We start from the raw sequence: 14920 nt of genomic DNA on the forward strand, positions 1-14920 counted from the left end.
AAGGGACCAGGGCGTTTTATTCGTCGCTTTCTTCGCCTCACTTGATTCAACTCGAAACAGCTTCGCGACTCCCACTTTCCATCCCTAACGCTCTGCGCCTGAGAGCCGATAAATTCACTATGAATTAGCCGTTGGCCGATCCGGGGCTGCTTCTTAGATCATTCTTCGTCGTTTGCCCTTCGCCAACAGACTGACAACTGTCTAAATCCAGCGGGTGTTGCGATTAGCCAGATTCTTGATGTCCTCCGGGAGGGTTGCCTGGTCTTCGATGCCGCCGGGCTGGCGCTGCAATACGCCAATCCAGCGGCCGTGAGCATCCTGCGCTTCTCGCGCGAGCAGCTCCAGTCTGAGCCCCATCTGCGCTTCGCCCGCATCCATCCCGATGATCGCGCCCGCGTCAGCGCCGACTTCGACAACCTCTGCCGCCACCAGCGCGAATACTCCACTGAGTACCGTTTGCATGTCGCGAACGACGCCTACCAGATCGTCTTCGAATGTGGCCGCATCATCCCCGGCGATGCTGCCGCTGGGCTATTGATCACCATTGACGCCGAACGCGCCGAAGAGGAGTCTCGCCGCGCCCGCCGAATCCAGGCTCAGAATGAAATCATCCGCGCCCTTGCCGCCATCGTTCGTGGCGATTCGTCCGTCGTCGCCGTGCTGGAAGCGCTGGCCCGCAATCTGGAATGGGAGATCGCCGAGTTCTGGCAACTCGATGACACCACCCGGAACTTCGCACTCTCCTCACTCTGGCTAGCGCCCGATCTGCCCTGTCGCGATGAGTACGAGCGCGCTTCCTTCGCACTGCGCATCACGGAAGAACAAGCTCCGCTGGGCAAGGTCTGGCTGGGCGGCTCGCCGCAATGGACTTCCGATGTCCGCTCCTCTGCGCTTCCGGGCCGGAACCACCTGGTCGATCAGATGGCGCTACGCACCGCCCTCTGGTTTCCGATCGCGGCCAACGGCCGCCGCGTCGGTATCATCGCGCTCTACGCGCGCGCCGCGCTCCCGATCGACACCGAGCTGCTCCAGGTCATCGACAGCTTCAGCACCGAACTCGCCGGATTCCTCCAGCAGCAACGCGCTATCGAACTGCTCACCGCCGGCGAGCAACGCTTCCGGCAGATGTTCGAGCGCAACGAGGCCGTCAAACTCGTCATCGACCCGGCCACCGCCAACATCGTCGACGCCAATCAGGCCGCCGTCGACTTCTACGGCTATCCGCGCGAACGCCTGCTCCAACTGAAAATCACCGCTATCAATACGCTGTCGGCCGAAGAGGTACGCGAGTGCATCCGCCTGATCGAGGCCGAGCATCGCAACCACTTTGAATTCTCCCATCGCCTCGCTTCCGGCGAAGTGCGCCGGGTCGAGGTCTACAGCTCCCCGTTCGAATACAACGGTCGGCGCCTGCTCTATTCCACCATCTTCGACGTCACCGATTCCGTCCGCGCCCGGCAGGCGCTGCATGAATCCGAAGAGCACCTGCGCCTCATCTTCCAGCACACGCCCGCAGCCATCGCCATTTTTGACCGCCAGATGCGGTATCTCTTCACCACCAAGATGTGGCTGGAAAACGAGCACAGCGTTTCGCATTCCCCGATCGGCCGGCTGCACTACGAAGTCGACCCGTGGGTACCCGAACGCTGGCGCGAAGCCCATCGCCGCGCCCTTGCCGGCGAAATCGTCAGTTGTGACGAAGACTGCCTGACCGGTGCCGACGGCAAACCGGTCTGGTGTCGCTGGCTGGTAACTCCCTGGCGCAACTCGCAGGGCGAAATCGGCGGCATCATCGTCTTCGGCGAATTCTTGAATGAGCGAAAGCAAGCTGCCGCCCGCATCCGCGAGAGTGAAGCCAAGTATCGCCTCCTCTTCGAAAACTCCCTCGACGCCTTCGCCTACCATCAGATTATCGTTGATGACCGCGGCAAGCCGATCGACTACCTCTTCCTCGAAGTCAACGCCGCCTTCGAGCGCATGACCGGCTTGCGGCGCGACCAGGTGATTAACCGCCGCGCCTGCGACGTCCTCCCGGCGATGGCACAGGAACCCGATCGCTGGATCGCCATGTACGGCAAAATCGCTCTTCACGGTGGCACCGTGCGTCTCGAGCAGTTCTCGCCCGAACTGAACCGCTGGTACGCCATCTCCGCCTACTCCCCCGAACGCAACTTCTTTGTCACCGTCTTCGAAGAAATCACGGAACGCAAGCAGGCCGAGGCCGCGGCCCGCGAGGCCCAGCGCGCCACCGCCGCGCTCCTGGGCAACTTGCCCGGTATGGCCTACCGCTGCCGCAACGACCGCGATTGGACCATGGAGTACGTGAGCGAAGGCTGCCTCGAATTGACCGGGTATGCCGCCGTCGACCTGCTCAACTCCCAACTGATCAGCTACAACGATCTGATCCACGTCGACGATCGCGAATACGTCTGGGGCGAAGTGCAACAGGCCGTCGCCGCTGACCGGCGCTACCGCCTCACGTACCGCATCATCAGCAAATCCGGGGAGTGCAAGTCGGTCTGGGAGCAGGGCGCCGCGTTGCGTAACGACCAGGGCGAAATCGTCGCCCTCGAAGGTTTCATCGCCGATATCACCGATCGCGTCCGCGCTGAGGAAGCCTTGCAGCACCGTGAGGAACGCTTCCGTGCGCTCATCGAAAGCTCGACCGATATCATCATGCTCTTCGATGCCCGCGGCCTCGTCACCTATGTCAGCCCCTCCCTGCAGCGGATTCTCGGCTACACGCCGCCGGAGATGGTTGGCCGCTCGGTGCTTGATAAAATCCATCGCGGCGATCTGCGCCAAGTCCTGCGGGCCGCGGCCGAAGTCCTTTCCCGGCCGCGCGCTGAATTTTCCCTCGAGCTTCGGGTCCGTCATCGCGACGGTTCCACCCGCATCCTCGAAGCCGTTGGCCGCAACCTGCTCGATTGGCCCGCCGTCGGCGCCATCGTCGTCAATTCCCGCGACATCACCGACCGCCGTCTGATCGAAATCGAGCGCGCCCAGCTGGCCACCGCCGTCGACCAGGCCGTCGAAGGCATGATCATTACCGACCCCGACGGCCGGATCACCTACGTCAATGCCGCCTTCGAGCGCATCACCGGCTTCACCCGCGACCAGGTCGTCGAACAGCCGGTGCGCTCCTTCTTCAGCACTTTTGAAGGCACCAAGTTCTTCGCCGAATTCTGGCCCCTGCTTCAGGCCGGCCGTACCTGGAGCGGTCGCTTCCGCAATCAACGCGCCAATGGCGACTCCTACGACGAAGAACTCGCCGTCTCGCCGATCCGCGACGCCGTCGGCCGCATCGTCAACTTCGTCTTCGTCAAGCGCGACATCTCCCGCGAAGTCGACCTGGAGACCCGCCTGCGCCAGGCGCACAAACTGGAAGCCGTCGGCCGCCTCGCCAGCGGCATCGCCCACGATTTCAACAATCTGCTCGCCGGTATTCGCGGCTTTGCCGAACTCATCGTTGTCGAAACCGCCACCGACCAGAGGACCAAAGACTACGCTGACGAAATCGTCCGGGCCGCCACTCGCGCCGCCGATCTCACCGGCCAGCTCCTCGCTTTCGCCCGGAAGGGCAACTACCTATCCGTGCCGGTCGACCTGCACAATACCATCGACGAGGTTATGCGTATCCTGCGCCACACCATCGACAAGCGCATTACCCTCGAAACCGATCTGCAGGCAACCGTCTGCACCGTCAAGGGCGACCCGTCGCAGATCCAGAGCGCGATCCTTAACCTCAGCGTCAATGCCCGCGATGCCATGCCCGAAGGCGGCCGCCTGACCTTCCGCACCGCCAACGTCCACCTCGATCCGGAATTCTGCCGCCGCAACAGCCTCGATCTCGGCCCTGGCCACTATGTCGCCCTCGCCGTCGAGGATTCCGGCATCGGCATCGACGAAGCCCTGCTCGCACACATCTTCGATCCCTTCTTCACCACCAAGGAACAAGGGCAGGGGACCGGCCTCGGACTCGCCGGCGTTTACGGCTGCGCCCGCAACCACCGCGGTTGCGTCGAAGTCCACAGCGAGGTCGGCAAGGGCTCCGTCTTCACCCTGTACCTGCCTGCCTTTGAAACCACCGAAGCCCCGCGCCCGCCGCAAGTGCTCGAGCGCGCCACCGACGGCCGCGAACGCGTGCTCATCGTTGACGACGAAGCCATCGTTCGTAACCTCGCCGAACGCATCCTCACCCGCGCCGGCTACAAAGTCTTCGCCTGTGAAAACGGGGAAGAGGCGGTCGTCTTCTACCGCGCCGCCTTCAGCTCGATCGACCTTGTTCTGCTCGATATGGTCATGCCGCGCCTCAACGGTCTCGACACCCTCGCTGAACTCCGCCAGATCAATCCTGGCGTCAAAGCCGTGATTCTTTCCGGCTTCTCCGATCACGACGGCAACGCCCTCGCCCAACTCGGTGCCGCCGGTTTCATTCAGAAGCCTTTCCAGATGCAGGAGCTGCTGCGCGGTGTTCGCGATGCCCTCGACCGCGAATCGTTGCCGCAGCCCGAATCGCGGCCCCAACCGCCGCGTTAACTCATTCCTCACCATCAGAATCCGCGGCCGCCACTTGCCGGGAATAACTTGCCCCCGGCATTTGTAACTCCTATCAGTACAGACACGACTCCGCCGCTCCCGGGCCGCGGAGTGAAAGGAAATTGAATAATTGTCCGGTACTCAGGTGTACAAATAGGAGGAAACGCAATGTCTCGGCTGTTTCTCGCATCTCTCTTAATTCTCGGCCTCGTCGCCGCGGCGCTGGCCGACGATGTCGCCATTACCGTCTATAATCAGAACCTGGCCTTGGTCAAAGAAGGCCGCACGCTCGATCTGCAGAAAGGCGTCAACCGCCTGAACATGACCGACGTCGCCGCCTTTATCGATCCGACCTCCGTCCATTTCCGCTTGCGCTCCAACGATCGCGTCGATCTGCTCGAACAGAATTTCCAGTATGACCTCGTCTCCGCCGACAAGGTCCTGCAGAAATATCTCGGCCAGACCATCGACGTCGTGCTCAAGAACGGCGACGTCGTCTCCGGTACCTACTTGTCGTCTTCCTCCGGCTACCTCGTGCTCCAGTTGAACGGCGGCGCCGTCCGCCTGATCAACCAGCAGGAGATGCTCTCGGTGACCGCTCCTAAATTGCCCGAGGGCCTCATCGTCGTCCCGACCTTACAGTGGCTGCTTTCCAGTGATGTCGCCGGCAAACGCGACGCCGAAATTAGCTACCTGACCGGAAATATCTCCTGGCACGCTGAGTACATCGCCCTCCTCGACAAGGATGACAAGAATCTCCGCCTCTCCGGCTGGGTCTCGCTCGACAATCGCTCCGGCAAAACCTACAACGACGCCAAACTCAAACTCGTCGCCGGCGATATCAACCGCGTCCAGCAACGGCCGCTGGCCAAGGGCATGGACGACCGCGTCATGATGGCGGAGTCCGCTCCCGGTTTCGAGGAGAAGGCTTTCTTTGAATATCACCTCTACACGCTCGGCCGCCCGACCACGATCGCCAACAACGAGACCAAGCAGGTCAGCCTGTTTGACCCGGCTTCAACGCCGATTACCAAGATCTATCGCTACGACGCTTTCCAGGGCGGCAACGACGTCAAGGTGCTCGTCACGTTCAAGAATAGCGAAGCCGGCGGCCTCGGTATGCCTCTGCCCGCCGGCAAGGTGCGCCTGACCAAGCTCGACAGCGACGGCTCTGAAGAATTCCTCGGTGAAGATCAGATCGATCACAAACCGCGTAACGAGGATGTTGAACTGCGCGTCGGCAACGCCTTCGACATCGTCGCCGAAACCGCCGTCGTTGACTCCCGCCGTATCAGCGACCGCGTCCGTGAAGAAACCACTGAAATCAAGCTGCGGAACCGCAAGACGGAAGCGGTCACAATCAACGTTCGCTATAATCTCTGGGGCGACTGGCAGATTCTCGAGACGAATTTCGAAGCCATCAAGAAGAATGCTCAGTTGATCGAATTCAACGTTCCCGCGAAAGCTGACACCGAAACCGTTCTGCGTTTTCGCGTCCGCTTTAACGGCTGATAATTGTTTTGACATGCCCTACAGGAGGCATTAGCTTCCGACGAAAGCTTGTGACTTTCGTCACGAAGAGGAGGATCTGAATGAAACGAGTCCTGTCCATAAGTTTGATCGTAGTCCTGTTGGGTGGTACCAGCCTCTGGGCTCAGGCCAAAGATGTGCTGCCGTACGATGCTCTCGTGCGCTCCGCCAAGATCTATCTCGGCCAGAAAAACAAGGATTTTGACAAGGCCGAAGAAATGCTCCGGACCGCTGTCGCCAATTACCCCGATCCGGTCGAGGCCCATTTCTATCTCGGCCTGATTCACGCCGAACGCGCCCGCTATGCCGATATGATGGCTGAATTCAAGAAATTCGAGGAAATCTGCGCCCGCGCCGCCGAAACCGGCGATAAGAAACTGCAGAAGCGCTGCGAAAAAGACAAAATGCAGAAGCAGATTCAGGATACCCGCATGGCCGAACTCAAGCGGAATTTCGATCAGGGCGTCAGCCAATTGCGCCTGGCCGACTCGCTCAAGGACGGCTTGAATACCTTGACCGACCCTGCCGCGGCGGCCAAAGACTCATCTTTGCTCGCACAGCTGCTGGCCAAAGCCAAGGGCATCTTCAGTGACTGCGTCATCATCGACGACACCGTCGCCGGCATCTGGACCAACCTCGCGCTCGTCGAGGAACGCCTCGGCAATCCGCAAGAGGCCGTCAAACATTACGAGCGCAGCTACCAGCTTAATCCCAAAGACGCCCGCATGGTTTACGATCTGGCCAACGTCTGCTTCGAACTTAAGGACTATGAGAAAGCGGCTCGTTTCTACGGCGAATTCGGCGATCTGGACGAAGCCAACGCCGAGGCCGCCTATACCAACCAGGCGATGTGCTACCAGTCGCTCGGCGACTACGATCGCCTGCAGGCCGCGCTCGACAAAATCCTCGTGCGCAATCCCAACAATACGGACATCCGCTATCAGCGCGGTGTCCTCAACGTTCGCAACGCCACCTCCGCCGCAATTCGCGACTCCGCCGCCGTTCTCGATAGCCTCCTGGCACTCCGTCCTAATGATAAGGCGCTTAAGGCCGCCCAGGATGAGCTGATGAAGCACCGTCAGAGCTTCAACGAGAAGGCCTATGAGGACTTCAAGTTCGCGGCCGAGACCACTAAGAACGACCCGACGTATTGGTACTGGTATGGCAACATCTCGTTCTTCCTGCAGAAGCAGAACGAGGCCCTGGAAGCCTACAAGAAGTGCGTCGAATTCGACGATGCCAACAAGGATTGCTGGGGGCAATTGGCGATCATCTACGCCCGGCTCGGTATGCGCGCCGAGGCCGAACAAGCTGAAGCGAAAGCCAAGTAACTCCAGCCTGCACTCCCTCTGACTCCGCGGCCGCAGTGCTTCTGCGGCCGCTTTTATTTTGCACCCATTTTGATTCTTATGGTACGGACACCCCGGTGTCCCACCGCTCGCGGTGGGCTTCGAGGAACGAAAGATTGCCGTGGGTTCCGAAGAACGAGGATTGCGGTGACTCCCACTGACCGAGGGATAGGTTGCGTTTGCGCCCAACGCCACGAATCTCTGTAGGTCCGACTTCAGTCGGACTCCCCAAGCCCCCGGTGCCCCACCGCTTGCGGTGGGTTCCGACAAACGATGGATTGCCGTGGTTTGAAGCGGGAGCAGAGCAGGTCTCGGTTGCGACCTCCATCTTCCCAAACCCTCCGCTCCAGAGACCTGCCACGTTTCTGCTAATTCACTTTCTGCTAATGGCCACGTATCTTCCCCGTACTGAAGTCACTCACCGATCCGAATTCCCCCTTAGCAAAGGGGGCCAGGTGATCGTGTTCGATCTCGCCTCCCGCTGCCCCTCCGACATTTGATTGCCGTCCGCCCTCCCCCTCCTCTATATTGCGCCCATGACCCCAACCCCGCGATTGGTCGAAGTCTGCGTCTTCGATGCCGTCAAGAAACCGCTCACCTATCGCGCCCCCGATGCCCTCTCGCTCAGCGAGATTCTCGGCCGCCGCGTGATTGTCCCCTTGGGGCGTCGCAAAATGCTCGGCGTCGTCACAGCCCTCGATGCTGGCTATTCCGGCCCCGTCCGCGACATCGACTCCTTTCCCGATCTCGAACCGGTGCTGAGCGCCGCTGAACTGGAGTTCTGCCGTTTCATCGCCGACTACTACCTGACCCCGCTCGCGGATGTGCTCCAGTCGTATCTCCCGCAGCCCCTGTCGGCGCGTCTGAATCAGCGCGTGGCCATCCCATCTCACGCTGCGCTCATCGCTGCTGCCGCCGCCGGCGATCCGGCCGCCGCCGCGCTCGTGAAACTGCTCGGCTCGCGCAAGCAGCTCTCCGCCGCACGCCTCAGTGAACTCAAACCCGCTCTGCGCACAAGCCTGCGCGACGCCGGGTTGATCTCGCTCGACTGGCAGGTCAAGCGCGGTCGTCTCGACGCCGAAATGTTGCAGGTTGCAGCCACTCTGCAAGAGGTTCCGCCCGATCTCAAGTCATCCGTCACTCGCCGCCTGCTGGAACAACTGATCGCACACGGCCCCACCGACCTGGCCGCCTTGCGCCGCCTGACCAGAACTTCAGCCCAGCAGGTCTTCGCCGCCGAGGCTGCCGGCCTGCTCAGTATTACAGAAATGCCGCCCTTCTTCAATCCCCCTGCGGCGCCGCGCGATCTGAACCTCGTGCTCAATGCCGAGCAAACTGCCGCTATCGCCACTGTCACAGCTACCATCTCGGCATCCGCCTTCGCGGCCTTTCTCCTCTATGGCGTCACCGGCTCCGGCAAAACCGAGGTCTACATCGAGTGCATCAAATCCGCAATCGCTGCCGGCCGTCGCGCCATCGTGATCGTTCCCGAAATCGGCCTGTCGCAGGCGATCTTCTACCGCCTCGCCGCTATCTTCGGCGACCGCCTCGCGCTGATTCATTCCCGCATGTCGGCCAAGTCCCGCTTCGAAATCTGGCAGCGCGCCCGCTCCGGCCGGCTCGATATCGTCCTCGGACCGCGCTCGGCGCTCTTTAGCCCGCTCCCCGACCTCGGTCTGATCATCGTTGATGAAGAACACGACGCCTCCCTCAAGCAAGAATCGCCCCCGCCGCGCTACCATGCCCGCGATCTTGCCGTCGTGCGCGCCCGCCAACTGAATTGCGCCGTCATTCTCGGCTCGGCCACGCCCTCAGTCGAATCGTATCACAACGCACTGGCAGGGAAGTACCGTTTGCTCGAACTGACGCAGCGCGTCGATGCCCGCCCCTTGCCGCTGGTGCGCCGTGTCGATCTGCGCCGGAGTTTCGAAAAGCGCGGCCACGGCTACCTCTCGGCCGAATTGCGCGAGCAGATCGAGGTCACTCTTGCGCTTAGCGGCCAGGCCATGCTGCTGCTCAACCGCCGCGGCTTCGCTCCTTCAGTGCACTGCTTCGCTTGTGGCCACAAACTGACCTGCCGCGACTGTGACGTCGCCCTCGTCTACCACAAAATTCGTCACGGTATGCTGTGCCATCTCTGCGGCTACACCGAGCCCTATCCCGACTCCTGCCCGCGCTGTCACAGCAACCTCTTTCTCTATCGCGGCATCGGCACCGAAAAGATGGAAGAAGAATTGCGCCGCGCTTTTCCCGACGTCCCGCTCTTGCGAATGGATCTCGATTCCACTCGCAAAGAGGGAAGTTTCCGCGAGATTTTTGAGAAGTTCCGCTCCGGGCAGGCCAAGATTCTCCTCGGCACCCAGATGATCGCCAAGGGCTTCGATTTCCCCGATGTCGCGCTCGTCGGCATTATCACCGCCGACACCAGCCTCGAACTCCCCGATTTTCGCGCCCGCGAACGCACTTTCCAGCTTCTTACCCAGGCTTCCGGTCGCGCCGGTCGCCACAACTTCGCCGGGCAGGTCATCCTGCAAACGCTCTACCCCGACGACAAGACCGTCCTGTTGGCGCAGGAGCATGACTACAAGAGCTTCTACGAATCCGAAATCGCCGAACGCCTCGAACTCGGCTTTCCCCCCTTTGTCCGCCTGATCCTGGTCGCCGTCGAATCCGCTGACGCCGCCCACGCCCAGAAGATCGGCAAAGAGATCAGAGACGCCGTCCACGGCCGTTTGACCGGCCTCGCTCGTGTCCACGGCCCGATCGCGGCTCCCATTCACAAGCGCCGCAGCTTCTTTCGCTTTCAAATTCTGATCAAGACCAAGCGTATCAAGACCGTGCTCAAGCTCGTGGCCGAAGTTCTCAACGTGCCGGAACGTCAAACAAACCGCCACCAACGGGTAATTGTTGACGTCGATCCGGTCGATATGATGTAAGTACAATGAACCTTGACAACGCCTTTGTTGTCGCTAACTTCCAACACCTATGCATGGAACCACTCCTATGGATAAGACTGCGACCAACGGTCGGCTGGTGACGATCGACCAAGTGCTGCACAACGACGAAATCACCGCCTGGATCGTCAAAGCCGATTATTACCTTGGCCGCCAGGGCTACACCGAGCACGGCTTGCGCCACTGCAAGCTCGTCTCCAAGATCGCCTACAACGTCCTCGAGCGCCTCGGTAAACCCGACCGCGTCTGCCAGTTGGCCGCCATTGCCGCCTATATGCACGACATCGGCAACGCCATCAACCGCGAGTACCACGCCCAGACCGGCGCCATGGCCGCCTATACGCTCTTGCACAAGATGGGTCTGGCCACCGAGGAGGCCGTCGATGTCGCGGCTGCCATCGGCAATCATGACGACAAAGAAATTCCCCCCGTCTCCGACATCGCTGCCGCCGTGATTCTCGCCGACAAATCGGATGTGCACTCTTCGCGCGTGCGCAACCTCGAACAACTCAACGTCGACATACACGACCGCGTCAACTATGCCGCCAAAGCGTCGTTCCTGCGCGTCGATCCCGACAAGCAGAACATCACGCTCGAAATCAAAATCGACGACTCGATTGCATCCGTGATGGAGTACTTCGAAATCTTCCTCACCCGTATGGTGATGTGTCGTAACGCGGCCACCTTCCTCGGCATGAAATTCGAATTGGATATCAACGGAAACAAATTGCTGTGAGCGGACAGGGACTGTCGTACAAGGATTCCGGCGTCGACATCGCCTCCGGGGATGAGGCCACCGAACGCATCAAACAACTCGTCAAGAAAACCTACAACCCCGCCGTCCTCAATGGCATCGGCGGCTTCGGCGGTCTCTTTGACGGCAGATTCAAAGGCCTCAAGCAGCCCGTGCTCGTCTCCTCGGCCGATGGCGTCGGTACTAAGCTCAAACTTGCATTTCTGACCGGCAAACACGACACGGTCGGCCAGGACCTCGTCAACCACTGCACCAACGATATCCTCGTCATGGGCGCGCGGCCGCTCTTCTTCCTCGACTATTTCGCCACCGGCAAACTCGTGCCTGCCGTCGTCGCCGACGTCGTTGCCGGCATGGCCCGCGCCTGCAAGGAAAACGGCTGCGCCCTGATCGGCGGTGAAACTGCCGAAATGCCCGGCTTTTACCAGGAAAACGAATACGACCTCGCCGGCTTTATCGTCGGCGTCGTCGAACGCTCCCGTATCGTCGACGGCTCCAAAATCAGACCCGGCGACCTGGTGCTCGGCCTCGAATCCTCCGGCCTTCACACCAACGGCTACTCGCTGGCGCGCAGACTCTTCTTCGACAAGCTCAACCTTGCGCCCGACTCGCCAATCCCCGGACTCGGTCAGACTGTCGCTGAAGCGCTCATGGCCGTCCACCGCAGCTATCTTAAACCGATTACCAAACTCCGCGAGCAGGTCGCTGTCCACGGCTTGGCCCATATCACCGGCGGTGGCATCCCCGGCAACCTCGTCCGCGTCCTGCCGAAAAACTGCCGCGCGGTCATCGCTAAATCCGCCTGGGCCGTACCGCCCCTCTTTCGCTTCATGCAAGAGCAGGGCGACATCGCCGAATCCGATCTGTACTCCGCCTTCAATATGGGCATCGGCCTGATGCTGGTCATCTCCGCGAAAGACCGCGACGCCGCGCTGCGCAGCTTGAAACGCCAGAAAGTTGCCTGCCATGTCGTCGGCGAAATTGTCCGCGGCAAACGTGAGGTCAGCCTCCAGTGACCGCGTCACGAATTGTTACCACGGATTGAAGCCCCGTCAATGCGCTTCCGCTTTCCTCAACGCCTGATCTTGCTCCTCTTGGCGGCTGTATTCTTCAGCCTTGCCTTCGAACCGTCACCGTTGTGGTTTCTGATCTATTTCTTTGTTCCGCTCTTTATCGCCGCCATCCGCGGACTCGGGTTTCGCGAGGGCTTCCGCAGCGGCTGGGGTTTCGGCGTCGTCACTGCCGTTCTCACCCTCTATTGGGTCGTCTACGTCAACGTCGTCGGCGTCATTCTCCTGATTCTCGTGCACTCGATCTACTACGGCTTCGTCGGCGGTATCCTCGGCAGTGCCACGCGCCGTTTTGGCCGCGCCGGCATTGCGCTTACGCCCTTCCTCTGGGTCGGCATGGAGTACCTCCGCGCGCAAACGCAGGTCTCCTTCCCGTGGCAAAATCTCGCTTACACGCAGGCCGCCAACACCGTCATCGTCCAACTGGCTGAAATCAGCGGCGATGCCACGATCACCTTTTTCATCGCGTTCGTCGGCCTCTTGCTCTACCTTGCTTACACTAACCTGCGCCGCCTGATTCTCTCGATCAGCCTCTTTGTCGCGGTCATCATCCTCTACACCGGCGCCTATTTCTGGGGCGCCTCGCGCTTCCAGCCCCTCGCACCCGATTTCACCGTCGCCGCACTCCAGGGCAACATCCCCGTCCAGCAGAAGTGGCAGAACGGCCGCGCTGATCACAACTTCCAGACCTACGAGGCACTCAGCGCCGAGGCCGCTGCTGCCGGCGCTAAATTGCTGGTCTGGCCCGAGAGTGCCGCACCCATGTACCTCAATCTCGAACCGCCCTACATGGACTGGATCGCGTCCATGGCCCGCCGCAACAGCGTCGATATCATGACTGGCGGCCTCCACATGACACGCCTCCCCGACGGCACCCGCCGCTACTTCAACTCGACCTACTACTTCACGCCCGTTGGCCGCGATCCGCGCATCTACGATAAACACTGGCTCGTGCCCTTCGGCGAACATATGCCCTACGCCGAGAGAATTACCGCCATCGCCAAGTTCCGCGAGTTCGTCAAGGAACGCCTCGCGCTCGATATCTCCGACTTCCATCCCGGCGACAGCCTCGTGCTGTTCGAATCCAACGGCCGCAAGTTCGGCACGCTGATCTGCTTCGAAATCGCCTACAACGAATTTGTCCGCGACCTGGTTAATCGCGGCGCCGACTTCCTCACCGTCATTACCAACGATGACTGGTTCGGCGAAACCGCCGGTCCCTACCAGCACGCCGCCATCCCGATCTTTCGCGCCGTCGAAAATCGCGTCTGGATCGTCCGCGCCGCCAACACCGGCATCAGCGCGATCTTTGATCCCTATGGTCGCGTCGTCGCTAAAACCAAACTCGGCGAAAAAACCTTCCTCGCCGGCAACATCGGCCACCGCGGCCCCGTCACGCTCTTCCAGAAACATGGCGCCGTTCTCGGCAAGATTTGCCTTGCTGTCAGCTTGCTTGCAGGTATAATTCTTGCCGTTGCGAAGAAACGTCATGATACCTGGCAAGCTGATCACATTCATCCTCGCGCTTAGCCTTTTCTCCGTCCCGCTGGCCGCCCAGCAGTTCGACTGGAAGAACTATACCAACAAGGAGACCGTGACTTCACTGGCGTCGTTCGCCGGCTACGTCTGGGCCGCCACCACCGGCGGTGTCGTTCGCCTCGACCCCGACAACGACTCCGTCTTGACCTACATGAACTCCGACGGGCTGGGCAGCACGTTGATCAACTTCGCCGCTCCCCTCGGCGACAGCATCGCCTACTTCGGCTCAACCGACGGCGTCCTCAGCCGTCTGCGCATCAAGACCGGCGAATTCACCTTCGCAAAGTTGCAGGGCCGCGAAGGCACCACCATCTCCCTCAACTCGGCCGTCGTCGCCGGCGACTTCCTCTGGATCGCTTCCAGCGTTGGTATTATCAAGTATGACCTGATCCGCCACGGCGGGGAAGTAAAGGAAACTTATCGCAATCTCGGCGACTTTCCTGCGGAAACCGCCGTGCGCGACCTCGTCGTCTCTGGCGGCCGGATCATCGCCGTCACCGCCGCCGGACTCGCCATCGCCGATGCCGCCAGCGAATTTCTCCTCGACCCCAACGAATGGACCACCGTCAGCGCCGTCGTCAACCTTAACTGTGTGGCTGTTTACGACGACGTCTACGTCGGCGCCAACACTGGCCTTTACCAACTCCTGCCCGGCCCGGTATTGCAGTCAGTCGGCCTTGCGAATGCCGCCGTGCTTGATCTCACTACCGCCTCCGGCAACACCGAGCTTTTTGCGCTTTTCAATCGCAGCGGCTCTCGCGGCATCCTGGCCTACACCGCTGATCAGGAATTGCCCCTCACTGGCAATGCCGACGCTCTCAAGAACATGACCGCGTTGACCTCAAATCGCGGCCTCTTCGTCGGCACTTCCGGCTCTGGCATCTATGGAATCACCAACAACGAATTGCAGTCGATCGAAGTGCCCGGCCCGGCCGCCAATGATCTCGTCGGCGGCGGCTACAGCTCGGCCGGCCTCCTGCATGTCATCGCCCGCGACGGCACTCTCTCCACGCTCAGCGACGGTGACTGGAAACGCCAATCGATCACGACGAAAGAACAGCTCGCCGGCATCGTCGATCGTGACGACAACGTTTGGATTTGCACCTTCGGCGGCGGCGTCTATCGCCTCAATGCCGCCAATGAGCTGGCGAATTTCACCTACTCCAACTCGCCCCTGATCGGCAT

8 protein-coding genes are annotated in these 14920 nt (G+C 60.7%); all 8 read left to right on the forward strand.

What is annotated here, in order from left to right; genetic code table 11:
* Positions 1-309: 309 nt before the first annotated feature.
* Positions 310-4539: a PAS domain S-box protein gene (locus IT585_10240; GenBank protein ID MCC6963618.1), complete on the forward strand. Its 4230-nt coding sequence runs from the start codon at positions 310-312 to the stop codon at positions 4537-4539.
* A gap of 168 nt (positions 4540-4707) precedes the next feature.
* Positions 4708-6051 (forward strand): DUF4139 domain-containing protein, encoded by a 1344-nt coding sequence (locus IT585_10245; GenBank protein MCC6963619.1) that lies wholly within the window; start codon positions 4708-4710, stop codon positions 6049-6051.
* Positions 6052-6131: 80 nt separating this feature from the next.
* Entirely contained in the window at positions 6132-7400 is a 1269-nt protein-coding gene (locus tag IT585_10250; protein MCC6963620.1) for a tetratricopeptide repeat protein, read from the forward strand.
* 554 nt (positions 7401-7954) lie between these two features.
* A complete protein-coding gene (gene priA, locus IT585_10255) occupies positions 7955-10354 on the forward strand; it encodes a primosomal protein N' (protein ID MCC6963621.1) in 2400 nt (799 codons plus the stop codon).
* Between the two features lie 67 nt (positions 10355-10421).
* Positions 10422-11108: an HDIG domain-containing protein gene (locus tag IT585_10260; protein ID MCC6963622.1), complete on the forward strand. Its 687-nt coding sequence runs from the start codon at positions 10422-10424 to the stop codon at positions 11106-11108.
* Positions 11105-12142, forward strand: a complete 1038-nt coding sequence (locus tag IT585_10265; protein ID MCC6963623.1) for a phosphoribosylformylglycinamidine cyclo-ligase — start codon at positions 11105-11107, stop codon at positions 12140-12142. The genes IT585_10260 and IT585_10265 overlap by 4 nt, the downstream gene beginning before the upstream one ends.
* A 39-nt stretch (positions 12143-12181) precedes the next feature.
* The gene (lnt, locus tag IT585_10270; GenBank protein ID MCC6963624.1) at positions 12182-13726 is read left to right on the forward strand and encodes an apolipoprotein N-acyltransferase; all 1545 of its coding nucleotides are present in this window, start codon (positions 12182-12184) and stop codon (positions 13724-13726) included.
* The coding region (locus IT585_10275; protein ID MCC6963625.1) for a hypothetical protein at positions 13686-14920 on the forward strand (1235 nt) is incomplete at its 3' end. The genes lnt and IT585_10275, both read left to right, overlap by 41 nt.

This window comes from Candidatus Zixiibacteriota bacterium (genome assembly GCA_020853795.1).
In the GTDB taxonomy this organism is placed as follows: domain Bacteria; phylum Zixibacteria; class MSB-5A5; order CAIYYT01; family CAIYYT01; genus JADJGC01.

Coding starts and splice junctions, on each gene's coding strand:
- IT585_10260 (MCC6963622.1), top strand. CDS start 10,422: ATGGATAAGACTGCGACCAACGGTCGGCTGGTGACGATCGACCAAGTG.
- lnt (MCC6963624.1), top strand. CDS start 12,182: ATGCGCTTCCGCTTTCCTCAACGCCTGATCTTGCTCCTCTTGGCGGCT.
- IT585_10245 (MCC6963619.1), top strand. CDS start 4,708: ATGTCTCGGCTGTTTCTCGCATCTCTCTTAATTCTCGGCCTCGTCGCC.
- IT585_10250 (MCC6963620.1), top strand. CDS start 6,132: ATGAAACGAGTCCTGTCCATAAGTTTGATCGTAGTCCTGTTGGGTGGT.
- priA (MCC6963621.1), top strand. CDS start 7,955: ATGACCCCAACCCCGCGATTGGTCGAAGTCTGCGTCTTCGATGCCGTC.